The sequence below is a fragment of the Brevundimonas diminuta ATCC 11568 genome, assembly GCF_000204035.1.
GTDB classification, from domain to species: Bacteria; Pseudomonadota; Alphaproteobacteria; order Caulobacterales; family Caulobacteraceae; genus Brevundimonas; species Brevundimonas diminuta.
This window is the reverse complement of sequence record NZ_GL883086.1, coordinates 1,991,574-2,017,082: the sequence shown is the minus strand read 5'-3', so window position 1 is coordinate 2,017,082 and position 25,509 is coordinate 1,991,574. Positions and strand designations below refer to the sequence as shown.

The window sequence follows — 25,509 nt, the reverse complement described above, 5'->3', positions numbered from 1 at the left end:
CTGTGAAGCACACCCCGTCCAGATGGCCGACCACTTCGCCCTCGACCGTGACCTCGCCGTCGTCGGCCACGCCCGCCAGCACGTCGGAGCGCACGTTCAGCGCCCGCATGAGGGCCGCCGTACGTCGGTCGACGAAGCGCGCCGTCAGCCGCTCGTGCAGCACGTCGCTGAGCCGTTCCTCCAGCGCCTTGGTTCGGTCGCGCCATTCCTCCGCCCCCGCCAGCCAGTCGGGCCGGTTGGCGATGTAGCTCAGCGTCCGCACCCCCGACAGCCGCGCCGACAGCTGGTCGATTTGGCCGTCGTCGCGGTCCAGGTCGTTGAAACGCGGCGCGACCCAGTCCTCGGTTAGCCGCCCGCGACGGCTGGTCAGGGCGGTGAAGACCTCCTTTGACAGACGGGCGTGCTCGTCCGGCGTCGTCTTCTGGAAGTCGGGCAACTGGCACGTTTCCCACAGACGCATCAGGGCGCCGCGCGAACGGGCGATCTTCCGGACGTCCTCATCGACCGCAAAACGCCGCAGCAGCGTTTCGTCCAGCGCCTGAGCCGTCAGCCGCAGCCCATGCCGGTCCGGCGTCACGGTCAGCGACCGCAACAGGTCAGGCAGCGTATCGAAATCCAACCGCCCGCTGCGCCACTCGGCCGCCTCGATCGGGTCGAAGCGGTGCTCGACCACCTGCTCGACCAGATCCTCGTCCAGCTCTTCCGCCTCGCCGGTGACGCCGAACGTGCCGTCGCGCAGGTGCCGCCCCGCGCGCCCGGCGATCTGGCCGATCTCGGCGGCGTGCAGCCAGCGGGTGCGCCGCCCGTCGAACTTCCGCAACCCCGCGAACGCCACATGGTCCACGTCCATGTTCAGCCCCATGCCGATGGCGTCGGTGGCGACCAGGAAGTCCACCTCGCCCGACTGGAACAGCTCGACCTGGGCGTTGCGGGTGCGGGGGCTGAGCGAGCCCATGACCACGGCCGCCCCGCCCCTCTGACGGCGCAGCAGTTCGGCGATGGCGTAGACCTGCTCGGTCGAGAAGGCGACGACGGCGCTGCGGCGCGGCAGGCGCGTCAGCTTCTTCGACCCGGCGTAGCTCAGCGTCGACAGCCGGTCGCGGGTGACGATCTCCGCGTCCGGAACCAGCGACCGCATCAGCGGCGCCATCGTCCCGGCGCCCAGGAACATGGTCTCGAACCGTCCGCGCGCGTGCAGCAGCCGCTGGGTGAAGACGTGGCCGCGCTCGGGATCGGCGACCAGCTGGATCTCGTCCACCGCCAGGAAGTCGGCCGACCGCTCCAGCGGCATTGCCTCGACCGTGCAGACGAAATAGGCGGGGCGCGGCGGGACGATCTTCTCCTCGCCGGTGATCAGGGCGACCGAGGCCGCCCCGCGCCGCTTGACGATCCGCTCATAAATCTCGCGCGCCAGCAGCCGCAGCGGCAGGCCGATCATGCCCGAGGCGTGACCCAGCATCCGTTCGACCGCCAGATGGGTCTTGCCGGTGTTGGTGGGGCCCAGGATCGCCGTGACGCGCGATGGAGCCATGCCTGCGGAACGGTCGCTCATGACCGGCCCAAGGTGGCGAACCCTGAAGGCTTTCACAAGCGGCGCGGAGGGAGGGGCGAGCGTGAATGTCTAGGGCAGGGGCGAATGGTAAGCGGAACCTTACCGTACGCTGGAACACGGGCGAAACGAATCATGACCGAATCGGCGACGTCCGTCGATTCAGGCTTTGTTCCATACTAGAGATTGTAGCTTAACGGCCTTTAACCACAAGGCGGAACCGCCGTGCGCATGCTGTGACGTGATGGGCGACCACAAGGGCTTCCCTGACGCTGCAACCTCCTTTAGGCAGTGACGCCGTGGCCCCGTAGCTCAGCTGCATAGAGCAAGGCTTTCCTAAAGCCGAGGTCGGAGGTTGGAGTCCTCCCGGGGTCGCCACAATCCTTGGTTGCGCGACAAGTTATTGAAATTGTTCAATAAAATTTCTGAAAATTCCCCAATTTTGGGGCCTTCAACCGTCAGGTGACGGTATATTTGACGGTATCGAAGCTGCCGCCTGAACGATACCGTCACGCGTGTCATTTTAACCAATTGAAAACTACAGCTTTTAACGATTGCCGTCGAAAATTGAAGGTCGCAGGTTGGAGTCCTTCCCTCGTCTTCCAACTCGAAAACACAGTCGCGGTCGTTTGGCAGTTATTTCAATGCGACGTTGATGGCTGTGATTAGCTTGGTCCAAGCTGCCTTTTCGGCTTCTGAAAGTGCGCTGGCGTCATTTTCGCGGGACCAGCGCAGGAAGGCTTTTGCCAGTTTATATTTGCTAAAGCCGGCAACGCTGGAGAAGATATCGACAAGCGGACGACTGGCTTGCTGGGCTACTTGGTCGATGACATCCCAGCCGAGTTGATCTCTCGCGACGACAGGAAGAGTGTCGCGTAGGAGGTCTTCGATCTCGGCCTTCGCAACCCCCGGCGCGTAATCTTTCGTCCGCAGGATGCCCTTTTGTCCCAGCTTGTGAACAAGGGTGTCTTGGTTGGCGGCAGCGTCACCTGCGCTATCGGAATCGAGTAGAGCCGCTACCCTGAGGCTATGTGCGTGGAGGATAGTGGCGAAGTACACGACCTTTCCGGCCGTGCCGGCGGTGATCAAGGCGATCTTGTCATTGAGTTTGATTTCGCCGCCTTCTGCTAGAAGCGCGGCCATCCCTTCAAGATACCATTCGTCCGTTAAGCCTTCTAACAAGAGGTTTCGCTGCTGGGCGAATAGGCTCTGAGCAAGATCGTAGCCCAAGGCCTCCTGAAGCGGCAGTAGGGCGGCCGGGTCGCTGGACGTGACGGTAGTGTGCACTTTGGTGCCGACGTTGCGATCGTTCAATTCTACAACTCGGACGTAGTCGAGTTCATTCGGCCCCACCAGAAATGGTGAGTGCGTTGTGTAAATGGTTTGGTTCTTCGCGGCGAGCTTGGTGATGGTCTCGCGGAACTCGCGCTGCTTGAGCGCGTGCAGGCTCATGCCTGGCTCGTCTAGAAGCAAGATCGCGTTCTTGTGCTTGTCGGCCGACTCGGCGAAGAAGACGACGAAGAAGGACACGAGCCACTGGAAACCCTCGGAGCGCTGATCCAGCTCGATTTCCACGCCGAGTTCATCCTCGACCACCACCTTGAGATATTGTCCGTCGGCGTCAAGGCGAAGGCGATCTGCCTCGGGACGAGTTGCTGACGGCTTCCACACCGAGCGGATCTCGTTCGTCAGCTGCACGCTTGCGGCATTGAGCTGGTACTTTCGCTTGTCGAGCTGGTCGCGATACTCTTTGAGGGCTTGAGGCTGATTAGCTTGCGGCTCGGTTGCCTTTCCAAGATTGGAAAGCTCGCGGGCCGTGAATCCGAGAAGTTGAAGTAGGCATTTATTTCCGTAGTCGTACTGATCATCATCCAAAATATTTGAACTTAGGCGATCGGCGAGATGCTGGAGGTGGAGTAGAGGTCGTACTCGGAAGTAATTGCTGAACAGCACGAAAACAGGAATGCGCTTTTCAAGCGCTTTTAGTGCTTCGTTTTGGTCCGGAACAACCGAAAATGCCGCCGAAAGTCGGTTGATGCGTTCATCCTCGGACTCATCGGCGTGGGCGACTAATCCATTCACCCACTTTTTCAAGGCGACTGACAGTTCGTCGGACATGACAAACTCGTCGCGCCAGTCCTTCAGTAGAAGATTGATCTTGTCTGTTTGCTCGGTCGACGGCACTTCGCCTTCGGCAACTGTAGCTCGGCCGTCTACATGGGCGGCGAGGCGTACGGCGTCCTTTCTGATCGCCCCCACGGTCGGGGAGGGTGGTGCCCCGATCAGGCTGTGCGTACCGTTATTGGCGATGTATCTCGTGAAAGTGTAGCCGCTGATGCCTCGCATGGAGGCTGGGGCAGCCGCCAGGTCATCCTCATTCAGGGTGAAGGTAACGGTCGCGACCGGCACCTTTTTGGGATCGACTTTGCCCGTAGTGATGTCGTTGTACTTGGACCGCGGATAGTCTCGCAGCGCATCGAGGCGCTTCACGCCCTCTGGCGGATTAACTTGCTGCAGAGCCTGCAGGACGGCTGTCTTTCCCGCTTCATTGGGACCGACAAGGATGGTCTTGGCAGTCTCCACATCGAAGACGCCTGTGTCGCATACGCTCCGATAATTTTGAATGTGCGCGGTCTTCAGCTTCATAATGTTCCACCCCCAGTTGCAAGCACGGGGCAAACCCGTTCTCGATCTTATTCACCCAAGCGCGCGCCGCTTCGGCAATCCGCACTCGTCTGATGACCTATCACTGTTTTGTCTGAAAGCTCCACCGACAGCGCCACGTATTGGTGGCCGAGCGGCTGCGTGCTTGGCGCAGCGGCAAGGCGGCAAGCAGCCACCTGATGAGCGCCTGTGGGCGACACGTTGTGCACGGTAACGGTGATGGTATGGGGCGGTTTTACCGGTAAAAATCTTTAAATTCAAATGGTTGTTGGTTGTGTTTTGTGTCCTCCGGGGTCGCCATTCTTTGTTGTGACCACTTAGAGCCGACTCAATTTTGCGACTGACTCGCAGGGATGGAGTGGCAACGTGACGTTTCGAATTCCAATGCGCGGGTGAGCTGCGCTGCGCAATGCGCTAGCAACTCATGTTCACTCGTAGGCGAGATGCGAACCTGTGACCCCTACGATGTCAACGCCGAGAATTCATTGTTTTTAATGAGGTTTCTTGCCTTGCTGCGTTCAATGTGTCCGCGCTGTGGCGGGTTTCTGGGGTCGTTTCGTGGGCGTATCCTGGGCGCGCTAAACCCAGAGTTCCTTGTATGGTAAGGTAAACAATTCAGAGTGGGCCTAAATTATAGAAGTATATATTCACATAATTTCAGAATTAACCTTACCTGTCTTTGTGATGTAATTGTATTTGTTTCAATTTAGTCCTGCGGTTTGGCATTGCATTTGCTTGATGGTCGTCTGCGATATCAATCGCGACCTTTTTGGGAAATGCCATGACTACATAAGGAGGACTAATGGCGAAGGAACACGAAACGAATCTGGGGCGCTTCATCCGCTCAAACAGGAGGCAGGATGGGACCGATCATGTCTTCATGTCGGTGCCGGACCATCTGTGTCCGTCGGGTTGGCCCAAGACCATCACGCTTCCCTCGGAAGGGAAGGTTCGGGGATCGCTCGAGGATCCAGTGTTTCTCGCCAAGGTGCGGCGTGAAGCGGAAGTTTTGAATGCACGGCTCGACCAGCGCCGACTGGAAGAAGAAGTCTATCGCTCGGATCAACGCAATGCGCGTGCCCTCGCGAATATCTACTTCAAGACCCAGCGTTTTCGAGACGTGTCTGAGGCTCGCCAATACCGAAATAGGCGCGACGCCATGCTCTTCGTCGATTGGGCGGAGCGGCGCGGCGATCCGGATTTCGCTACGCTGAGGAAGCCGGATTTTGAGGATTTCCTCGCCCTGTATGATAATCGCCCATCGCAGAAGTTGGAATTGCGTTCGACGCTCAACATCCTCTGTACGGAAGCGATGGAGGCGGGATGGCGTTCGGACAACCCGATCTCTCGCATTCCATGGACGGTTCCCAAGCCGGCTCGGGAAGTCGTCCTATGGACGGATGAGACCGCTCACAGGTTCGCGAAGATGGCGCAGCAAATGGGGCAGCCTGGTCTGGCGGCCTTGATCGTGTTCGGTTTGCAAACCGGTCAACGGTTGGGCGACCTTCGGGCGGCGCGGCATGACGTGAACTATCGCACTGGGATGTTTCAGCTGAAACAATCGAAAACCGGCGCCTTGGTGAAATTCCCCGTGAACAAGTCCTTGTGCCGCATGATCGAGGCGGTGCAGGTCGAGGGCTCTCCATATCTCTTCAACGATGCGGACACGGGCGCCAGCTTCACCAGCGCGCGTCTGAGCGCGCGTTTCAACGAAGTGCGCCACGCGGTGACATCTGACGGCGATCCGCTGATGTTGCTCGCTACGCTGCGTCATTCGGCGGTTTGCCGGATGGAGAGGGCGGGCGTGTCTTTGATCCAAATCGCTTCGGTGACCGGGCACAAACTGGCCCGCGTCCACTCGATCATCGCCCGCTATGCCGTCGACCGTGAGGGGTTTGCGGCAGAGGCGATGATGAAACTGAACCAGGTCGGTGGCGGGGGTGCCGGCGACTTCATCGATGACGACCCCTTTGCGGGAGTGGACGCCAAGGCGGAACTGAAGTCCGTCTATCGGTCGCCGCCGCCGAACCCTGCACGTCCGGGGCACATGCTGGCGGCCAAGCTAGGGCAGCATCGGCATCGCCTTGTCCTGCCTCCGTTGTCCGATATCTGGGGTGAAGCGGACGAGGCTGATGAAGCCGACAACATTCAACTCTGATGCGGACGCCATGACGTAACGCGGAGCGGCCTGAAGATTTTCCTCAGGCCGCTCAACATTTTATGGACGAGTCACGTTTTGATTCCGACCAGCAGTCTTGAGTCTTTTCAAAACGTGACTCGTCGAATTTCTTTGTAAAGTCAGCTTTTTACGTCGCCGCGCCATTCAACTTCTGGTCGCGACCGCTATTCGATCACCGACATGCCCTTGAAGATCGCCGGCGACGGCGGTGGGCCGTCGGTCCAGTGCCAGGTCTCACGGGTGCGCATCAACTCCTGCGTGACCTGGGCGGGGACGGCCGGGATGTCGACGGGCGTCGGGGCGTAGGTGCCCGACGGGGCCAGGTACAATGGGGAACCGGTGAGGGAACCCGCCGAAGCGCGCTTCGATCAGCATGTCGCGGATCATGCCGTCAGGGATGACTATCTATTCCGTTAGGATGGCGCCGCCATGGGCAGCCAGGGTCGATGGTTGTCATTTCCAGCATGGTCTCACCTAGGGTGGACACGGTCGTCGTAGGCGCCGCGGTATGTGGTCGTGCGACGCCTGAAACTGCCCTGAGGCGTCACAATATGGAAGAAAACCATGCCGCAGTAGTTCGTAAAAGGTAGCGAAAATTACGGCTCAGTTTTCCCGCGCCGCCCGAAAGGCGGTTGGTGGTGACGCACGACGTCAAAGTGAAGGTTGATGATCTCACTGCGTATCTGACGAACATCCGCCTGCGTGGCAGAGAGCTTGCGAAGTAAGACCAGTACGCCGCATCCGATCGCAACGATGAGCGTCAAAATACCCAACAGGACCATAACGCTCCCCCCGTTTCCAATAGGACATCTAATGTCCTGGAAGTGGTGACCGGATCGTTAACATCTCCCGCAGATGGGCTGGGAAAAGATCATTGGCGGAAATCTGCGACGGTTCCGCCAAGCGCGGGGCATGACACAGGAGGGATTGGCCGCCGAAGTTCATTTGGACGTGCGCCAAATCGGAAGGATCGAACGCGGACAGAGCTTCCCGAGTATCGGGCTCCTGGTCCACCTCTCTGAGATTCTGTGCGTCCAACCAGGTCAATTCTTCGAACGAGAGCCGTGAGCAATTTCTGATTGAGGTCAAATAAACTTAGGCATTCGGCGCGACATTCTGGCTGGTCCTGACTCGTAGGGGCGGTTGGCAATGTCCGCTTGAGGCTCCGAGTCGACCAACTGCCGTACGCACAGGTTTGCATCAAGGCGGTGATTGGACGGTTCTGCCTTCTGATTGAAGATGCGCCCAACTCGAGACATCCGACGTGCTGAACGTCGGCGCGGAAAGGCCGGAGGTGCGCCGAGATGAAAACTATCGACTTAGACGAAGTGTCCGGCCCCTTCGCTGGCATTCAATTCGATACGTTTGAAGAGACCATAGTTGCCTTCACGATCGGTGGCCTCGGTTCGTCGAACTCTCATCTCGATATCGCCGCCTATCTCTTTGATGCGGTCTGGGCGGTTGAGAAGCTGGCGGGCTATGCGGCCGCTATAAGCTATCGGAGGGAGGGTTATTTCGGGCGCAAGTTGCTGATCACCGTTCGCGAGCCAAAGCTCGGTTTCGGTCGAGTCTTAGACGATGTGTCACTTCGCATGGCTTTAGATGACGAGGATCCGGATCCGACGCTTCAATCCCGGATCGATGCTATCGACGCCGAAATCTCTGAGCTTGAGGACACAATCTCCGAGAGGGTCGCCAAGTGCCCAGACATAGTCGACTGGTATCTGTCTAACCTGGTATTAGGCGCCAATTACGAGTGGCGAAGCGAGTCCCCAGAATATGTGAGGCAACAGTTCGCTGACTATCCAGAACGACGCTTCGGATACTTCCGCAGCGCCCATAGCACCTCCGTGGGGGCCTCGTGTTTCGCCGGTGAAAAGGGCTGGTTGCTCCCGGCGGGACGGGACTTGGACGTTATTTTCGACGCGACCGGTCAGAAGTGCCGGATGGCTGAGTTTTTACCAGCTACCTTCGTTCAAGCTGGTGGCACCGAGACGCTCTGCGTCGCAGGCCAAGCCGCTCCTTTTCCTATGGCGGCCTTTCTCCAAGGCGCGGGGTGCATCGATGCAGTTCAGCGCGACGGCGGGGATGTCGATGACGAGTTCGATCCGCCCCGAACACTCGAACTCATTCGGTTTCTGCAAGGGCGGTCAAGGTTGTGGTTGCACGCTAGCGGCGCGCTCGCTCTCGTCGAAGGGCAAGATTTCCATCAACTCCTGTTGATTGATGCCCAACCCGTCCGTTCCACACAGCTAGTGAAACAGGCTCAGGCCATCGGGAAAATGCAATCGCGGCTGCTGGAGGCAGGTGGCTTAGGGCAATCGATACAGTGCGCTTGGGGTACCCTTACAGACGATGAGTTCGAGGAACTTTGCTACGATATCGTCCGGCTACATCCAAAAATCGATGCCGAGCGCGTTCGTAAGATGGGCAAGTCGCGTTCGCGAGATGGCGGCCGAGATATCGTGGCCTTTGAACGACGCTCCTCCGCGAGAGAGCAGTTCAAATGGATATTTCAATGCAAGCTGGTCTCCGACGGACGCTCTCTTGGCGGAACACGTCTGACGGACATCGGCGATATGCTCGATCAATATGAGGCTAACGGCTTCGGCGTTATGACCTCTGCCCTGATCGACGCTACACTCTATGACAAGATCGATGCCCTGTGCAGCAGGCGCAGCATTCTACGACGAGACTATTCGGTGCTGGAGTTGGAGAGAGAGCTCCACGCCCGGCCGGATTTACGGGCACGATATTTCGCATAGCGTTGCGAACCAGGGATTCACGCTATTCGTCTCAGGAACTGCTGCTAGGCTTCATCTTCGACGTCCCCTTCGTTCGGGACTGAAGCCTCACCACCGAGCGCGTCATAACGCCTCGCGGCAAGCCATTGCAGACGCTTGGCCTGGGTAAGGAGAACACGCCTTAGCCCGCCCTGCACCTTCCGTTCGGAGATGACCTGCGCAAGGCGCGCCAGGACCTGGGCGCGTCGGGCGATACGGAAGTCCGGGTGGGAGCGGAGTTCGAACACCCGGTCGGAAACGATGCGGCCACGTACCGATGCAGGCGGCTCTACGGCAAGACGCCCTGGAGGCGGGTCCTTCTCATTCAGGATCGCCTTGAACTCAGACGCTTCGACGGCCTGCTCGGTGATGAGACGCTCAAGCGCATCGAGGTGCTGACGGGCATCGATATCCGAACGGTTGGCGTCTTGGAGGTTCGGTAGCGGCCAGAGTTCGACTTCGAAGACTTCGAACGGATCGAGCACGGACATCGCAACGGCGTCGGTTCGCTGGTTGGTCAGATGGCGCCGAATCCGCGTGCGTAGACGCTCGTTCGTCTGTCCCACATAGATCGGCTCGCCGTCGTAGTCGAAGAAGGCGTAGACGCCCCAGCGGAAGTTGCCAACGGGAATGCCCGTCTGCTCGAACGGCGTATCGAGCAATCGCGCAAGGTTCTCTCGCAGGTCCTCGGTCTCGAACGGCGGGAAGTTTACGGCGTCGGGGTTCCGGCCGAACAGCGGACCGACGTCAGTCACGAGCCGCACGACCCCCGCGCCGCTTGCCGCTCGCCGGCTGATCGCTCGCAGCCTGGGCTTCGATGCCAAGGATAGGCTCGAAGATGTGCTGGGCCAAATGTCGGACGACCGGGGTCGCTACGCCATCGCCTGTGAGATGGTAGGCTTCGGTGTAGTTGGACGGCAGCTTGTAGTTATCTTCGAGACCCATCAATCGGGCCGTCTCACGTGCGGATATCAGTCGGCTCCGCACCTTATCTCCGTCGACGACCAGAATGACCTGACGGCTTGAACCGCCGGCCGGCGTACGCAGGCAACCGGCGACGTCATCGAAACGAACCTCGGCTCGCTGGACCTTGGCTCCCTTCTCATCGAACCGCGTGCGCTTGTAGACACCTCCGACCATACGCCGACCGGCGCGCTTGGCGGCGTTCAGCTTATCGAGGTTCACCCGAGACATCATCGCAACCAGGGCCTTGGTCTCAGCCGGCGTATGCCATTTCACGCTCGTCGGATGATCTTCGATGACGTCAGCGAAGGTCTTTGTCCTGTGTGGCGGCGTGGGGACGTTCCACCAGACTCTGTGCTCCAGCGCTTTCGCATCGACGCGCTCGAAAGCGCGCTCGAGAGCGGGCGTGTGGAAAGGGCCGATCGGGCCGGATGAGACAAGGTCCGGATCGATGGTGATGTCTGGCCGTACGCCAACTAGGAAGAGCCTTGGGCGGGACTGGGGCACGAAGAGCTGGGCGTTGATCACCAGGGCGCCGTAGCGATAACCGCTCTTGGAGAAGGCTTCGCAGATCGCCGCGAAATCGCTCCCGTTGTGGGACGTCAGCGTCCCGCAGACGTTCTCCAGCGCGACGATGCGAGGTGCTCGCCCCTCATCCTTCAAGGCATCGACTATGTCCCAGAACGGATAGAAGGTTCCGGACCTTTCGCCCTTGAGACCCGCTCCTGCGCCGGCGAGCGAAAGGTCCTGGCAGGGGAACGATCCCCAAATCAGGTCCGCCTCGCCCGGAAGCTGTTGGGTCTCGACATTGCGGATGTCGCCAACATGCAGCTCGCCTCCCGTGCCCCAGTTGGCCTGGTAGGTCAGCCCCTTCTTGCCATCGAAGTCGTTGGCGAACTGACAGGTCCATCCATCGCCCAGCCCGGCTCGAGCCATTCCGGCTCCCGCGAAGAACTCGTAAAAATCAGCCATTGCGACGCTGAAGCTCCAAAGAGACGACTTCGACCCGATCTCTCGTCAACTTCTCTCTCACCGCTTCCGCGACCCAAGTGTTTCGCGAAACGCGTCCTGCCCGTGCCGCACAGCTTGCGTCAATCGCAGCGAACACATCCGCTGGAAGCCGCAGGTTGACGCGGTCGGTTGGCTTGACCGTGGATGTTGTCGAATCTCTTTGCATGGCGCCAGAGTGGCGCCACAGGCTGAAATAGTCGAGTTGCTATTTTGTTCTTATTTTCGATCGGGGCAAGTTTTTGAATGACGTCGATCGCGTTTGGCGAGCGCATCTACGATGAGCCGGTTCGCAGATTAATCGTCCCGACCAGCTTGGCCGTGCTCTCGGACGAGGAGGCGGACGCCGGTGAGGACCATGGGCTGGAGGGTAATCACCTATACCGTGACATTCGATCAGTGGGGTGGGATCTGGTCGCGGCGGCGATTCAGGCCGAAGCTGCGCTGTTCGATCGGTTCAGAGCCTCAACCGACATGGACGCTGAGTACGAAGTCTGGCGTGACGAACTCGAGGAGGCTGAGACGCCAGAGGAAGACTTCTACGGACTGGATCTCGGCGTCATCAGCGCGGTATTGGCCCTGTCTGCGATCGGCGCGGTTACGGTGTGGAGTTGTAACGCCGGTGGCTTCGGCGGAGGCCACGCGGAACCCTTCCCGCTGATCACGATGTTCCTGCCTCCTGAACACATCGCGGAAGTTATGGAAGCCGCGGAAGCTGCGGATGTCGGGTTGGACATGCTGGAAGGCGGGTTGGTCCGGCTCTACGGGCGAACAGACTTCGACCTGCATCGGTTCGCGCAGGTCGCTCTCACTCAACGCCTCAATCTTCTTCCGCAGGATTCGGTTTGAGTTCGTCCGCCACCGCTCTTTTGACCATGGCGCCAATGGCAAGAGAATACGGCTCTGCTTCGAGAGCGGTTTTGGCCAGAAGCATATTCTCGGCCAGATCGGCATAGCGACGATCTTTGGTGAGCAAGGCCTCCCCGCACTCGAGGTTATAGTATCGGTAGAGCTTGCAGACGACGATGGTGCGTGCGCCCTTCTCCGACTTTGGCGCGAAGAGCGCGTTGCCGAAGAACAGGTGGTCTTCCCACTCATCGTAATGAGGATGGATGATGGAATAGGCGTCGGATCGGCGAGGAAATGTTCTTCGCTCGACAACGAGGATATTCTGGTCGCTCTTGGCTGAGTTGCAGTCGATGCAGGCAACCGCAAGGTTCTCGGGTTCGAACGTGAAGTCCGGTCTGAGAACCCTGGCGATCACATGTTCGACGTCCCAAACACGTCCGTGGTTGGTCTGGATCTGCTTGCGGCAGTAGCAACAGCGCCGGGCCTGTTCCGTGAGATAGAAGCGTTTGATCTCGCCCCGAAGGCCGGTCAGCTCTTCGCTGCCCCATTCCAGCGCCTCGTCGAAAGCGGTCTTGATCAGGCCAGCTTGCGCGTCACTAAAAACGATCGCCTTAACCGCCATCGGGCGACAGCTCCGCTTTGGCGTCCTGCAGATCCTTCACGATGCGCTTGACCTGTTCGCCATCGTCCATCGTTTCTGACAGCCGGACTAATTCCGTCAGCTGCTTTTCGAAGGCTTCGGACCCGATCTGGCGTTCGCCAACCAAGCGGAGCGCCTCGGCCAAGACATCGCGCAGATAGAGGTTTGACGGCTCGACGACATCGAATGCTCTCGCCATTACATAATCCGGTGAGCGTCCGATCAGCTCGGCGCTGGATACCGTCTCACGCCGATCCATTGAATAGACGCTCGCCCCCTCGGGCATGTCAGCCACAATCAGCGGACTATGGGTGCTGAAGACGAAATGGCAGCCTCTGAAGTTTGAGAAGACCTCGCGCATCAGGTTGATGTACCGGCTTTGCCAGTCAGGATGCAGACTCGTCTCCGGTTCGTCGATCAAGACAAGGCTGCCGTCCTGAAGGTTCGCGGCCACAGACAGGAAAACCGTCAGCATCGTGATCTGGCCGGAGCTGGCGTCTCTCAGATCGTGCTCAAAACCATCGTGGCGTCGGACGATGACGCTCTTAAGCGTCAGGGCGCCCAGTCGCCGCAATAGCCGCAGTGCCTCCTTGTCGAACGGGCTCGACCGAAGGGCGCCGTCGAAAGTTATGTTGTAGCTGATCGTTTTCGCCTTGGTCGCGGAAACGAACGGGTAGAGCGCGCGTCGCAGCCAATCGATCGAGTAGCGCTTGCTTCTGGACGCCATGCGTAGACGGGTGAGCAGTCGCGTGTCTGTGTCCGACACCTTCTCCAAATCCCGTTCGCCTCGGGCGAACTCCGCAACGTCTGGAGTGATTCCGAGACCCAGCTTGACCTGGATCTCGGGCGCATAGCCGAGCAGATCGAAAACCTGGCTGAGCCGTTCGTTGTCCTGCCCACTGCGGGCGCGGTCCAAGCCGTCGAGCGCGCGATAGATCAGGGCCGAGATCGAGGCCCGATTGGTCCGGTCCCGCATTCCGACGTAGCAATAGAACTGCGGGTCTTCGCCGTCGGAGAGCAGATTGCGTTCCAGAACATCGTCGCTGGACCCCGAGGGTTCGAGGGGGAACTTGTCCACGACCGTAAGAGCAACCGCGATCAGGCGGGATGGCAACTCTGGAAAAAGGTCCACCGACGGGCGTGGAGCCCAAACGTCTTCAAAGGCGTTGACAGAGGGCCGGCCGTCTACAGCGTAGTCCAGAACCCGAATCTTGCGGGATCGCCCGCCACGCCCGCTGGCACCCCGATGGAAGCGAACGAACTCACCGGCGATATTGCCGAGGAGGCGGCTTTTGCCGGAACCGTTGTTCCCGATGACGACCGAATAGGCGCAGTCGTCCGGTTGTTGCTGACCGTCGTGGACGAACTCCACGATCGGTTCGTCGAACATAGGCACTGATGACCTGTGACCAGGAGGATGCCCACCGGCGCGAATAAGTCGAAACGTCCGCGCCATTTCCCCAACCTTGAATCAGCGAACATTTAGTCTAGGCCGACGGTTGGATCGGCTGCAACCAGAGCGATCAGCGCAGTGGTTTCGCGGCTCGTACGGAGGTGTCTGAAGAGTTGGAGTGCAGGCTAAGGTTATCAGCGACTGCTTCAATTCCGTCGGCAAGCACAAATGACCGTCGCAGACCGGCCTAGTAGGGATAAAGCGCCGTGAACGGAGCGGCGAAACCATGCCGTGCCTCCGGCCGCATGAACGTCCGGAATGCGCACTGGAACCTATGTCCGCTCATGGCGCATCTGCGACGTCAGAGAGTTCGCGTACTCGGATTTCATGGCGTAGGACGACCTGGTGGATCCATCACATCCCCTTTAATCTTTAGTCATAAAATGGCGATCCGTCTGTTCGGTTATGCCGTCAGCGCATGACTCGATACGGAACTGCAATATTATTGCATTCGGTCTCGCACCCCGGCCTTTGTGGGCCCAATCGCACGTCTCGATCCAAAAAAGGGGCGGCGCAGGGCATCGGAAATCGGGAAGTGATTATCATGGCATTGGTGAGTGGACAGGCGCGACGCCTGCGGAACGGCGCGGCGCTGGCGGTTCTGACCTGGATTGGGGCGGGGAGCGCCTGGGCGCAGGAGCAGGCGGCGGCGCAGCCTGAAGCGGCCACCTCGGTCAGCGAGATCGTCGTCACCGGGTCGCGAATCCAGCGCAAGGACGCCGATTCGGTGGGGCCCGTGCTCACGCTGACGGCTGAGGACATCAAGAGCTCCGGCGCGACCTCGATCGGCGACCTGTTGCAGAAACTGCCCTCTGCGGGCGTTAGCCTGAACAGCAACGGCACCCAGGGCACCTCCTACGGCGCCTCGTCGATCAACCTACGCTACCTCGGCGGCGCCGAGGGCAGCGGCAACCGCGTCCTGGTTCTGGTCGACGGCCACCGCTGGGTGGACGGGGTGGGCCAGCGCGGCTTCCGCGACTTCGTCGACCTGAACACCATGCCGCTGGGCATGATCGAGGGCATCGAGGTGCTGAAGGACGGCGCCTCGGCCATCTACGGCGCCGACGCCATCGCCGGGGTGGTCAACATCCAGACCCTGCGCGACTTCGACGGGGTGCGTCTGAGCGCCCGCTACGGCTCGACCGATCGCGGCGACGGCGAGCAGGTTCAGACCATCGCCAACTTCGGCAAGCGCTTCGACAACGGCGCCCTGGTCTTCTCGGCCAGCTATGTGAAGGATAGCCCGATCCTGACGACAGATCGTGACCTGACGCGGGTTTCCCTTGTGCCGCTGACGGCGCCGGGCACCAGCCCCTATGGTCTGTTCACCCTGCCGGGCTTGGCCAACAACGCCTATTTCGGCACGGGCGCCGGCTTCGCCAGCTCGGCCTCGCCGATCACGGCCAATGGTTTCGGCTCCATCGGCGCGGGCGCCTTGGCGGATAACAGCTTTCACGTGGCCAGCCTCCCAGGCGACTATTTCAACCCGCTGACGCAGGGCGTCTACACGACCGGCCCCAGCGAGCGTTACGGCTTCTATGGCCGTTATCGCGGCGACCTGTCCGATACGTTGAGCTTCCATGCCGAGGCGCTGTTCAACCGTCGGGTGTCGGATCAGATGTTTGCGCCGGTGCCGCTGGATATCGGCGGCACGGCGGGTTCGGTGCGCGGCTTCAGCGTGTCGGCGAACCACGCCTACAACCCCTTCGGCACGGCTAACGGCGTGCCGAGCGCCAACGCCCTGGCCTTCAACGCCAATCAGGCGTGGCGGGTGCGCAAGGTCATGTCCGACGTGGGCAACCGCGACAACATCCAGGACGTGAAGACCTACCGCTTCGGCGCGGGCTTTGACGGCCAGATCCGCCTGTTCGAGCGTGACTGGAGCTGGGACGCCTACGGCAGTTACGCCCGCAACGAGATGAAGTCTTCGGCGCTGAACGGCATCAACTACGACAACCTGTTCCTGGGGCTGGGCAATCCGGCGACCTGCGCCGCCACGAAGGGCTGCGTGCCGGTCAATCTGTTCGGGCCGATGAGCGCCGAGGCGGCGGACTACATCCGCTTCACCACGCGCGAGTCCAACAGCACTGAGATCTACGACCTGGCGTTCAACGTCACCGGCGACCTGTATGAGCTGCCGGCCGGTCCGCTGGCCGTGGCGGCGGGCTATGAATATCGCCAGAACAAGGCGACCGACACGCCGGACCCCGTGGTCAATGCGCCGTCCAAATATCTGTCGAGCGCCTATGCCGCCACATCGTCTCAGACGCGCGTGCCGACGACGGGCCAGTACAGCCTGCATGAAGCCTATGTGGAGCTGGCCGCGCCCCTGTTGCGCGACATGCCGATGGCGCAGAGCCTCGATCTGAGCCTGGCCGCCCGCTATTCCAACTACGACACCGTCGGCGACGCCACCACTGTGAAGGTCGGCCTGGGCTGGCGGCCGGTCGAGGACGTGCTGGTGCGGGGCACCTGGTCGCAGGGCTTCCGCGCCCCCTCGATCCTGGAGCTGTTCCAGGGCGGCCGCGAGGTGCTGCTGCAGGTCATCGACCCGTGCAACGGCGGCGGCGCCGCCAACCCCAGCCTGCCGGGCTGCGCCGGGGTGCCTGCGACCTATCACCAGCAGAACCATCAGACCCTGATCCCCGGCACGACCTCGGGCAATACCAACCTGAAACCTGAGACGGCCGACACCTACAGCCTGGGCGTCGCCTTCAAACCGCGCTGGGTTCCGGGTCTGAGCCTGACGGTCGACTGGTACGAGATCACCATCCAGGACGCCATCGCCTCCCAGTCGGCCGCCCAGATCATGAATCTGTGCGCGGTGCGCGGCGATCCCTATTGCTCGCTGATCACCCGCGACGCCTCGACCGGCGCCGTGCTGAACCTGGTGCAGGGTGCGCAGAATCTGAACGAGATCCGCACCTCGGGCGTCGACGCCACCGCGCGTTATGAGTTCAGCACCTCGGTCGGCCGTTTCGCCGCCATGGTGGACGTCTCCTATCTGAGCGAGTTCTCGACCGTCAGTCCCGACCCGGCGGGCGGCCCGTCCATCGTCGACGACCGCGCGGGCAATGGCGACCGTTCGCGTTCGACCTATCCGCACTGGAAGGGCCAGACCTCGCTGCGCTGGAGCGACGGCCCCTGGAACGCCTCGTGGCGCGGCCGCTACATCGGCGACAGCACCGACGTGGTGAACCCGGTCAAGGACGCCAAGACCGACGCCGTCTTCTATCAGGATCTGGAGGCGGGTTATCGGTTCGAGCGCTACGACACGACAATCACGGTGGGGGTCAACAACCTCTTCGACGTGATGCCGCCGGCGTCCTACGCGAACGCCCCCATCAACTTCGACATGTACACCTATGACGTGCGGGGCCGTAGCGCCTACGTTCGCCTAGGCTTCCAGTTCTAGGATCAGGCGTTTCTCATGACGGACACCGAGGCTCCGCCGACCGACGCCGGTCGGCGGAAACGGGGCTGGCTCGACCGGATCGAGGCGATGGGCAACGCCTTGCCGGATCCGGTCTTCATCCTGCTGTTCTGCATAGGGGTGCTGGTCGCCGCCTCCGTGGTGGCGGACTGGACCCAGTGGAGCGCCGTCAATCCGGTGACGGGCGAGCGGCTTCAGGCTCAGAGCCTGTTGTCCGAGGCCAATGTGGCCCGGCTGCTGGTCGACATGCCCAAGACCCTGACCAGCTTCCCGCCTTTGGGGCTGGTGCTGGTCGTCATGATCGGGGCGGCGGTGGCCGAGCGGTCGGGTCTGTTCGCAGCCCTTCTGGGCGGCGGGGTGCGACGGCTGCCGGTACGTTTCCTGACCCCGGCGGTGTTCGTCATCGGCCTGTTTTCACACCATGCGTCCGATGCGGCCTATGTGGTGCTGATCCCTCTGGCGGCCCTGGTCTACGCCAAGGCTGGGCGACACCCGCTGGCCGGGATCGCCATCGCCTATGCGGGGATTTCGGGCGCCTTTGCGGGCAATGTAATCCCCGGTCAGTTCGATTTGTTGATGCTGGGCATCACCGCCCCGGCGGCGCAGTTGCTGGACCCCGGTTTCGGGGTCAATCCGCTGGGCAACTGGTGGTTCACCCTGGCCATCGGCGTGGTCTTCACCCCCATCGCCTGGTTTCTGACCGACCGGGTGGTCGAGCCGCGCCTGGGCGTCTGGGACGGCGACAGCACGGCGGGCGAAGCCGAGGCTGCGGGCCTGGGTGTTCTGGGGCCGGCGCAGAAACGCGGCCTGCGTCGCGCAGGTCTGGCGGCGTTGGTGGTCGTCGGCCTGTTCGCCGCATTGACCCTATGGCCGAGTTTCAGCCCCCTGGTGGATCATGAGGCCGTGGGGCCGCGCCGCCTGGCGCCCTTTTACGGCGCCCTGATCGCCGCCTTCATGCTGTTGTTCGTCTCGACGGGCTGGGCTTATGGCGCGGCGGCGGGGACCATTCGTTCGCACCGCGATCTGGTGAAGATGATGGCCGATGGGCTGAAGAGCATGGCGCCCTATATCGTGCTCGCCTTCTTCGCCGCCCACTTCGTGGCTATGTTCAGCTGGTCCAACATGGGGCCGGTTCTGGCGGTGAAGGGCGCCGAGAGCCTGAAGGCCCTGGCCCTGCCGCTGCCGCTTCTGCTGGTCGGCCTGCTGCTGATGTCGTCGGTTCTGGACCTGGTGATCGGTTCGGCTTCCGCCAAGTGGGCCGCCATGGCGCCGGTCGTGGTTCCCATGTTGATGCTGCTCGGCGTGTCGCCCGAGATGACCACCGCCTCCTACCGGATGGGCGATTCCATTTTCAACATCGTCACCCCACTGGCCAGCAACTTCCCCCTGGTCCTGATCATGTGCCAGCAGTGGAAGCCCAAGTTCGGCGTGGGGTCGATGATCGCCCTGATGTTGCCCTACAGCGCCGCCTTCGGCGTGGCGGGGATGCTGCTGATCCTTACATGGGTGGGGCTCCAGTTGCCGGTCGGACCGGGCGCGCCGGCCGCCTATCACCTGCCGCAGCCTGCTGTGGCCGCTTCAGCCGTTACGCCATGACCGATCTGCCGCATCTGCCGGGCGTCCGCATCCTGCGCGACGTCATGATCCCCATGCGCGACGGCGTCAGCCTGGCCGCCGACGTCTATCTGCCTGAGGGCGATGAGGGACCGCTGCCCGTCCTGTTGGAGCGCACGCCTTATGACCGGCGCGGGACCAACCACGCCGACCGCAGCGCCGCCGATCCGACCCCGCGTTCCAAGCCTGCGATCGCAGCCGAGTTCGCGCAGGACGGCTATGCCTATGTGCTGGTCGACTGCCGGGGGCGCTACGGCTCCGAGGGCGTCTTCACCAAATACGCCAATGAAGCCGAGGACGGCTTCGACGTCATGGGCTGGCTGGTGCAGCAGCCCTGGTGCGACGGCCGGATCGGCACCCTGGGCCTGTCCTACGGCGCCCATGTTCAGGCAGCGGCCGCCTGTCTGAACCCGCCTGGGCTGCGGGCCATGTTCATGGACTCTGGCGGATTCTCCAGCGCCTTCCACAGCGGGGTGCGTCAGGGAGGGGCCTTTGAGCTGAAACAACTGACCTGGGCCATGAAGCACGCTCGCCTGTCCCCGCTCAGTCAGGACGACCCGGCGCGGCTGGAGGCCCTCAACGCTCAGGACGTGCGCGACTGGATGGCGGTCAACCCATGGCGGCCGGGGCGGACGCCGCTGGCCGCCGCCCCCGAATACGACGCCTTTATTCGGGACATGTGGCGCCGCGAGACCTTCGACGACTTCTGGCGCGCGCCCGACTTCTGCGCCGCCTGCCATGAGGGTGGGTTCACCGACGCGCCCATGGTTTTCATGAGCAGCTGGTACGATCCCTACGCCCTGTCGGCGACGGAGAACTACGCCCGGTTCAGCCGCAGCAAGGCCGGGCCGGTCAAGCTGGTCATGGGACCGTGGACGCATGGCCAGCGCTCCGTCCGCCACGCGGGCGACGTGGATTTCGGTCCTGCGGCGACGTTGGACGGCAATCTGGCGCCGGACTACCTCGCCCTGCGCCGGGCCTGGTTCGACTGCTGGCTGAAGGGGCGGGTCGCGCCCGACGCCCTGGCGGCGCCGGTCAATCTGTTCGTCATGGGCGGCGGCAGCGGGCGCAGAACCGCGGAGGGGCGGCTGGACCACGGCGGCCGTTGGCGGGCCGAGGCCGGCTGGCCCCTGCCGGGTACGGTGTTCACCGACTTTCACCTGCACGCCGACGGCGGCCTGTCGACCGAAGCGCCGCCGCCGGGCGAGCGGAGCTGGCGTCATGATCCGGCTGATCCCGTGCCGACCATCGGCGGGGCCATCGCCTCGGGCGCGCCGGTCATGGCGGCGGGTGGTTATGACCAGCGAGAGACGCCTGGCCTGTTCGGCGCGACGGTCGTCGGACGCGCCCTGTCCGACCGCGACGACGTCCTGACGTTCGAGACAGCGCCTCTGACGGCGGCCGTCGAGGTCACCGGGCCGATCACTGCGCGCCTGTGGGTGTCGTCCTCGGCGCTGGACACGGATGTGACGGTCAAGCTGGTCGATGTTTATCCGCCCAACCCCGACCATCCAGAAGGCTACGCCTTGAACTTGACCCACGGCGTGCTGCGCCTACGGTTCCGGGACTCCTTCGCGGCGCCGCGCCCGTTGGTTCCGGGTGAGGTCTATGACGTCGAAATCCAGCTGTTTCCGACCAGCAACCTGTTCGCGGCGGGCCACCGTATCCGCCTGGACATGGCCAGCAGCAACTTCCCCCACTTCGACGTCAATCCAGGCTCGGGCGCCCCGGCAGGCGAGGCCAGCGGGGCGGTGGTCGCGATCAACCGCATCCACACCGGGCCGACCTGTCTGTCGCGGCTGGTCCTGCCGATCGTTCCGGCGCGCGGGAGCTGAATGATGGCGCTGGTCTCGGCCGGCGCCCGGCGACCGATCCGTCTGCGCGCCATGCGGACGTTTCAGGCGATCCTGCAACTGGGGTCGGTGACGGCGGGCGCACGCGTCCTGGGCCTGACTCAGCCGGCCGCCAGCCGGATGTTGGCCCAGCTGGAGCAGGATCTCGGCTTTGAGCTCTTCTACCGTGACCGGGGACGGCTGATTCCGACGCAGGACGGGCTGCTGCTGTACGAAGAGGTCGAGCGCGCGCTGGATAACGTCGACCGGGTTCAGGAGCTGGCCCGCGACATCTCGGATTTTCGCGTCGGCCAGCTGCGCCTGGTCGCCCCGCCCAGCTTTCTGGAAGCGGTGCTTCCGGACGTCATCGCCGATTTTCTGGAACGCTATCCGCGCGTTCATCTCTCGATCGACTCGCACGGAGTGGAGACGGCCAAGAGCATGATCGCGTCGCGCGCCGTCGACGCCGGGTTCGTCAAACTGCCGCTGAACCGCGACGATCTGGACTCATGCACGGTTCTGGTCAGTAAGACCGCCTGCGTCCTTCCGGCTGATCATCCTTTGGCGGCATTGCCCGAAATCATGGCGCAGGACCTGAAGAACACGCCTCTGGTGATGCTAGGGCAAGGGCGGCGGTTCCGCTCCCAGGTCGAGGCCGCCTTCGCCGAGGCCGGCGTCATCCCCCGAATCTGCGTTGAAACCCACACGGTGGCCTCGTCTTGCGCCCTGGCTGCGCGCGGCGTCGGCGTAGCTATCGTCAACGAACGACTGGCGCAGGCCTATGTGCGCGATCAAACCGTGCTGCGTCGGTTCAATCCAGACATTCTGCATGAATACGCCTTCGTGGTGTCCAGCAGCGTCAAGCCGTCGCGTCTGGCCGAGGAGTTTCTTAGACTGCTGCCACCGGCTCAAGAACCGGCTGTGGACTAGCTTGGGGGCGATTTCGGTCCGTAGGTTTCATCCCGAAATCGGCCTCGTTAATCACAATCAAGGCTTGGGCAAAACGGCCTCCAGCAATGGACCCGAATGTCCGCTTACTGACGGCGAGCCAATGGCCGTTTCTGGCGCAATGCCGACAGCGGAGACACGCGACGGGCGTGTTGGGGTGGTTCAGGGAGGGATGACGGGAACTGGAACCAGCCAAATGAGACACTTAGGCTAGATCATGTATTGCAAATAGCTCGCAATTGCATTTAAGCGCGAGGCCTTCCTCAGGAGCCTCCCTATGCCCTTCGTCTCGCCCGCCTTGTCGCTGCGTCGATCATCCGGCTTTGCAGCCGTCTCTGCTCTACTGGCTGGAACCGCCTTCGCCTCGACTGCCGCCGCCCAGACGGCGCGACAGGAGCCGCAGGTCAGCACGGTAGAGGAGGTGGTGGTGACGGCGGCGCGGACCGTCCTGCCGGCTAGCGCCCTGCCGATGACGGTGGACGTCATCGACCGCAAGGCCCTGTCGGAGCAGGTGGCCATCAGCGGCTCGGTGATCGATGCGGTCGCGACCCTGTCGCCGTCCTTTTCGCCGACCCGGCAGAAGCTGACGGGTTCGGGCGAGAGCCTGCGCGGCCGTTCGCCGCTCTACGCCATCAATGGGATTCCGCAGTCGACGCCGATCCGCGACGGCTCGCGCGACGGCTATACGATCGACCCCTTCTTCGTGGACCGGGTCGAGCTGATCTACGGCTCCAACGCCCTGCAGGGCATCGGCGCCACCGGCGGGGTGGTCAATCAGGTGACAATCGGGGCGCCGACCGAGGACGGCCTGACCGGCCGGATGTTGGCGCAGGTGTCCAGTTCGGGCGGACCTGAGGGCGACGGGATCGGAGCCAAGCTGGGCGGACTGGCCGCCTATCGCCACGGCGATTTCGACGGCGTCTTCGGCGTGGCCTATGACCAGCGTGGCGCCTTCTATGACGCCAATGGTCGCCGCGTCGGCGTCGATAACACCCAGGGCGAGGTGCAGGATTCCAAGGCCCTGTCCTTCTTCGGTCGCTTCGGCTGGGATCTGACCGACACGGTGCGCCTGGACCTCTTGGCCAACCGTTTCGAGCTGAAGGGCGACGGCGACTATGTCCGTGTCCCTGGCGATCGCAGCATCGGCCGTCCGGCCAGCAGCGAGCGCGGCCAGATCGAGGGCGAACCCGCCGGCAATCGGGTCGAGACGGTCTCGGCCTCGCTGACCGACAGTGACCTGTGGGGCGGTGACTTCAGCGCCCAGGTCTTCTTCAACCGTACGCGCGACACCTTCGGCGGCGACCGTTCCGCTACCATGCAGGACGCCAGCATCGCCCCCATCGGCACCCTGTTCGATCAATCGTCGAACCGTTCGCGCAAGCTGGGCGCGCGGGCCAGCTATGAACGGGCCGTGCCGGGCGTGCCGGGTCTGACCGCGACCCTGGGCCTGGACGCGATGAAGGATCGCACTGAACAGCTTCTGATCGCCACCAACCGCGCCTGGGTGCCGCCGACCGAGTTCCAGAGCGTCGCCCCCTTCGTTCAGGCCAATATGCGCCTGTTCGACGGCAAGGTGCGTCTGGCCGGCGGCGTGCGTCAGGAAAACGTCGAGCTGTCGGTCAACGACTTCACCACCCTGGCTTCCTACGGCTCGCGTCGAGTGACGGGCGGCAAGCCCAAGTTCGAAGCGACGCTAGTCAACGGCGGCGTGGTCTATGAGCCGATGGACGGCGTGCGCGCCTACGCCAGCTACGCCGAGGGCTACACTGTGCCGGACGTCGGCCGCATCCTGCGCTCGATCAACGTCGATGGGGTCAAGGTCGACAGCTTCCTCGACATCAGTCCTGTGGTTTCGGACAATCAGGAGATCGGCCTGGAAGTGAAGCGCGGTCCGTTCGAGGTCGGCGCCACCTATTTCTGGTCCTCGTCGGACCTGGGCCAGTTTCTGGTTCGCAACGCTGACGGCGTTTATGATGTCCAGCGTCAGGCGGTTGAGATCGAGGGGCTGGAACTGAATCTGCGCGCTCGCACGCCGATTGAAGGCTTGACGGTCTCGACCGGTTACGCCCGCCTGCGCGGCCAGACCGACACAAACGACGACGGCCGGGTGGACCAGGATCTGGACGGGGCCAATATCTCGCCGGACCGGATCAACGCAGCAGCCGTCTACGCCAACGGCCCGCTGTCGGCGCGTCTACAGGTCCAGGCCTATCTGGCGCGTGACTTCGAGGGCGGCGATCCGCGCAACAACTTCGAAGGCTACACCGTGGCCGACGCCTATCTGCGCTACGACTTCTCGTTCGGCGGGGTGTCGCTGGCGGTGCAGAACCTCTTCAACGAGGACTATCTGACCTATAGCTCAGACACCAGCAATCCGACCGACAACCTGCGCTACTTCGCCGGTCGGGGCCGTTCCTTCACCCTCGGGTGGGACCGTCGCTTCTGATGCGTCTGGTCCAACTGGCGCATCGCTGGACCGGGGGGCTGGTCGGCCTGTTGCTGTTCGTCCTGGGGCTGACCGGAACCGTTCTGGTGTTCAAGGACGACTGGCTGCGCGCCGTCGTGCCTCATGCGACAGAGGCGCGGATTTCGGACCCCCGGCTGATCGGGGCGGCGCTGGAGCAGGCGTTTTCGGCGTCCGACCGGCCGCGTTCGGTCATCCTGGCCGACGATCGTCTGGGCATCCATCGCCTGAACTATGAAGAGAAGACGCGCGGGGCCTATGCGACCCAGTCGGGGCAGGTGGTGGCGCGCTGGGACAGCCTGTGGGCGCGGCCGGAACTGTGGCTGTTCGACCTGCATCACTATCTGCTGATCGGCGATGTCGGAAAGACCATCGCCGGGATCGCGGGCCTGGCCGGTCTTGGCTTCGTCGTCACAGGGGTGATCCTGTGGTGGCCGACGCGAAGAACCTTTGTCTTCGCCGCCCTGCCCAAGACCTGGAAACGGGCGGGAGTTGTCAAACATCACCGCGACATGGGCGCGTGGAGCGCGCCGCTGCTGGCCGTGATCCTGACGACCGGCGCGATTCTGGCCCTGTCCCCGCTATACGAAGGCCTAGCCAAAGTCCTGTCGCCGAGGGAAAATTTGAAGGCGATCATGGCGCCGCCGGAACATGAAGGCGGCCCCCTGTCCGTCGATCTCGACTGGCCGGCGATGATGGCGGCGGCGCAAGGCCGTTTTCCTGATGCGGACCCGCGCATTCTGTCCCTGCCCACGAAGCCTGGGGGGCTGATCAGCCTGCGCATGCGGCGCGCGGCGGAATGGCTGCCCAATGGCCGTACCCAAGTCTGGTTTGACCCGGCGGACGGTCGCATCGTCGGCGCGCGTGACGCCTTGACCCTGCCGCTCGGCTTGCGGGTCGCGAACGCCCAGTATCCGATCCATGCGGCCAAGGTCGGGGGAGTGGCTTATCGGCTGATCGTGACTGTGGCTGGCTTAGCGTTGACGCTGTTGGGATCTCTGGCCGTCGTCACCTTCTGGGGCAATCCGAGCGGATTGCCGAAGCGGCGACGCAAGAAGGCCTAACGACGAGGACCGGTAACGGCTTGTGGAAGCCAACTTTCGGGCGCGGCATGAACGACCGCTCCTGGC

At 62.5% G+C, this 25,509-nt stretch carries 17 protein-coding genes and 1 tRNA gene; 11 read left to right on the top strand and 7 right to left on the bottom strand.

Translation table 11 applies throughout. The features are described 5' to 3' along the window. The coding region (locus tag BDIM_RS13610; protein WP_282634845.1) for a helicase-related protein at positions 1-1,552 on the bottom strand (1,552 nt) is incomplete at its 3' end. Positions 1,553-1,850: 298 nt separating this feature from the next. Between BDIM_RS13610 and BDIM_RS13605 the strand changes: the two genes are divergently transcribed. Further along, positions 1,851-1,927 (top strand) — tRNA-Arg (locus tag BDIM_RS13605). A 258-nt stretch (positions 1,928-2,185) separates the two neighbouring features. Here the strand turns inward: BDIM_RS13605 and BDIM_RS13600 are convergent. Further along, positions 2,186-4,195 carry an AAA family ATPase gene (locus BDIM_RS13600; protein ID WP_003166182.1) on the bottom strand — a complete coding sequence of 670 codons (2,010 nt, stop codon included), beginning with the start codon at positions 4,193-4,195 and terminating at the stop codon, positions 2,186-2,188. 820 nt (positions 4,196-5,015) lie between these two features. Between BDIM_RS13600 and BDIM_RS13595 the strand changes: the two genes are divergently transcribed. Further along, the gene (locus BDIM_RS13595) at positions 5,016-6,371 is read left to right on the top strand and encodes a tyrosine-type recombinase/integrase (protein WP_040346210.1); all 1,356 of its coding nucleotides are present in this window, start codon (positions 5,016-5,018) and stop codon (positions 6,369-6,371) included. 185 nt (positions 6,372-6,556) lie between these two features. Here the strand turns inward: BDIM_RS13595 and BDIM_RS17640 are convergent, their stop codons facing one another. Beyond that, positions 6,557-6,721 carry a hypothetical protein gene (locus BDIM_RS17640; RefSeq protein ID WP_155818638.1) on the bottom strand — a complete coding sequence of 55 codons (165 nt, stop codon included), beginning with the start codon at positions 6,719-6,721 and terminating at the stop codon, positions 6,557-6,559. 526 nt (positions 6,722-7,247) lie between these two features. Here BDIM_RS17640 and BDIM_RS17280 point away from each other — a divergent pair. Then, positions 7,248-7,460, top strand: coding sequence for a helix-turn-helix domain-containing protein (locus BDIM_RS17280; protein WP_081461910.1), 213 nt, complete (start codon positions 7,248-7,250; stop codon positions 7,458-7,460). Between the two features lie 236 nt (positions 7,461-7,696). Beyond that, a complete protein-coding gene (locus tag BDIM_RS13585) occupies positions 7,697-9,157 on the top strand; it encodes a restriction endonuclease (protein ID WP_003166181.1) in 1,461 nt (486 codons plus the stop codon). A gap of 44 nt (positions 9,158-9,201) precedes the next feature. Here BDIM_RS13585 and BDIM_RS13580 read toward each other — a convergent pair whose 3' ends face one another. Continuing rightward, a complete protein-coding gene (locus BDIM_RS13580; RefSeq protein WP_003166180.1) occupies positions 9,202-9,930 on the bottom strand; it encodes a GIY-YIG nuclease family protein in 729 nt (242 codons plus the stop codon). After that, positions 9,923-11,110, bottom strand: a complete 1,188-nt coding sequence (locus tag BDIM_RS13575; protein ID WP_003166179.1) for a DNA cytosine methyltransferase — start codon at positions 11,108-11,110, stop codon at positions 9,923-9,925. Before BDIM_RS13575 ends, BDIM_RS13580 begins: the two co-directional genes overlap by 8 nt. Positions 11,111-11,392: 282 nt before the next feature. On the opposite strand from BDIM_RS13575, the gene BDIM_RS13570 reads away from it, so the two are divergent. Then, entirely contained in the window at positions 11,393-11,995 is a 603-nt protein-coding gene (locus BDIM_RS13570) for a hypothetical protein (RefSeq protein WP_040346206.1), read from the top strand. On the opposite strand, the gene BDIM_RS13565 is transcribed toward BDIM_RS13570, so the two are convergent. Together BDIM_RS13565 and BDIM_RS13560 are read right to left on the bottom strand one after the other, a co-directional pair. After that, complete coding sequence (locus tag BDIM_RS13565; protein ID WP_003166178.1) at positions 11,967-12,617, bottom strand: HNH endonuclease; 651 nt, start codon at positions 12,615-12,617, stop codon at positions 11,967-11,969. The two genes, BDIM_RS13570 and BDIM_RS13565, sit on opposite strands and share 29 nt — an antisense overlap. Continuing rightward, the gene (locus tag BDIM_RS13560; protein ID WP_003166177.1) at positions 12,607-14,025 is read right to left on the bottom strand and encodes an ATP-binding protein; all 1,419 of its coding nucleotides are present in this window, start codon (positions 14,023-14,025) and stop codon (positions 12,607-12,609) included. The genes BDIM_RS13565 and BDIM_RS13560 overlap by 11 nt, the downstream gene beginning before the upstream one ends. Positions 14,026-14,632: 607 nt before the next feature. On the opposite strand from BDIM_RS13560, the gene BDIM_RS13555 reads away from it, so the two are divergent. From BDIM_RS13555 to BDIM_RS13530, 6 genes are all read left to right on the top strand, one after another. Further along, positions 14,633-17,503 carry a TonB-dependent receptor gene (locus BDIM_RS13555; protein WP_040346203.1) on the top strand — a complete coding sequence of 957 codons (2,871 nt, stop codon included), beginning with the start codon at positions 14,633-14,635 and terminating at the stop codon, positions 17,501-17,503. Between the two features lie 15 nt (positions 17,504-17,518). Next, entirely contained in the window at positions 17,519-19,117 is a 1,599-nt protein-coding gene (locus BDIM_RS13550) for an AbgT family transporter (protein WP_003166175.1), read from the top strand. Next, positions 19,114-20,970: a CocE/NonD family hydrolase gene (locus BDIM_RS13545; RefSeq protein WP_003166174.1), complete on the top strand. Its 1,857-nt coding sequence runs from the start codon at positions 19,114-19,116 to the stop codon at positions 20,968-20,970. The genes BDIM_RS13550 and BDIM_RS13545 overlap by 4 nt, the downstream gene beginning before the upstream one ends. Positions 20,971-20,973: 3 nt before the next feature. After that, positions 20,974-21,897, top strand: coding sequence for a LysR substrate-binding domain-containing protein (locus tag BDIM_RS13540; RefSeq protein WP_040347066.1), 924 nt, complete (start codon positions 20,974-20,976; stop codon positions 21,895-21,897). A gap of 295 nt (positions 21,898-22,192) precedes the next feature. After that, complete coding sequence (locus tag BDIM_RS13535) at positions 22,193-24,361, top strand: TonB-dependent receptor (protein WP_003166172.1); 2,169 nt, start codon at positions 22,193-22,195, stop codon at positions 24,359-24,361. Next, positions 24,361-25,443 carry a PepSY-associated TM helix domain-containing protein gene (locus BDIM_RS13530; protein WP_040346201.1) on the top strand — a complete coding sequence of 361 codons (1,083 nt, stop codon included), beginning with the start codon at positions 24,361-24,363 and terminating at the stop codon, positions 25,441-25,443. Before BDIM_RS13535 ends, BDIM_RS13530 begins: the two co-directional genes overlap by 1 nt. The last annotated feature ends 66 nt before the right edge of the window (positions 25,444-25,509 follow it).

What these genes read in the sequence shown, in the direction of transcription:
- BDIM_RS13600 (WP_003166182.1), bottom strand. Translation starts at nt 4,195, where the DNA reads ATGAAGCTGAAGACCGCGCACATTCAAAATTATCGGAGCGTATGCGAC.
- BDIM_RS13595 (WP_040346210.1), top strand. Translation starts at nt 5,016, where the DNA reads ATGGCGAAGGAACACGAAACGAATCTGGGGCGCTTCATCCGCTCAAAC.
- BDIM_RS17280 (WP_081461910.1), top strand. Translation starts at nt 7,248, where the DNA reads ATGGGCTGGGAAAAGATCATTGGCGGAAATCTGCGACGGTTCCGCCAA.
- BDIM_RS13585 (WP_003166181.1), top strand. Translation starts at nt 7,697, where the DNA reads ATGAAAACTATCGACTTAGACGAAGTGTCCGGCCCCTTCGCTGGCATT.
- BDIM_RS13575 (WP_003166179.1), bottom strand. Translation starts at nt 11,110, where the DNA reads ATGGCTGATTTTTACGAGTTCTTCGCGGGAGCCGGAATGGCTCGAGCC.
- BDIM_RS13570 (WP_040346206.1), top strand. Translation starts at nt 11,393, where the DNA reads ATGACGTCGATCGCGTTTGGCGAGCGCATCTACGATGAGCCGGTTCGC.
- BDIM_RS13565 (WP_003166178.1), bottom strand. Translation starts at nt 12,617, where the DNA reads ATGGCGGTTAAGGCGATCGTTTTTAGTGACGCGCAAGCTGGCCTGATC.
- BDIM_RS13560 (WP_003166177.1), bottom strand. Translation starts at nt 14,025, where the DNA reads ATGTTCGACGAACCGATCGTGGAGTTCGTCCACGACGGTCAGCAACAA.
- BDIM_RS13555 (WP_040346203.1), top strand. Translation starts at nt 14,633, where the DNA reads ATGGCATTGGTGAGTGGACAGGCGCGACGCCTGCGGAACGGCGCGGCG.
- BDIM_RS13550 (WP_003166175.1), top strand. Translation starts at nt 17,519, where the DNA reads ATGACGGACACCGAGGCTCCGCCGACCGACGCCGGTCGGCGGAAACGG.
- BDIM_RS13545 (WP_003166174.1), top strand. Translation starts at nt 19,114, where the DNA reads ATGACCGATCTGCCGCATCTGCCGGGCGTCCGCATCCTGCGCGACGTC.
- BDIM_RS13540 (WP_040347066.1), top strand. Translation starts at nt 20,974, where the DNA reads ATGGCGCTGGTCTCGGCCGGCGCCCGGCGACCGATCCGTCTGCGCGCC.
- BDIM_RS13535 (WP_003166172.1), top strand. Translation starts at nt 22,193, where the DNA reads ATGCCCTTCGTCTCGCCCGCCTTGTCGCTGCGTCGATCATCCGGCTTT.
- BDIM_RS13530 (WP_040346201.1), top strand. Translation starts at nt 24,361, where the DNA reads ATGCGTCTGGTCCAACTGGCGCATCGCTGGACCGGGGGGCTGGTCGGC.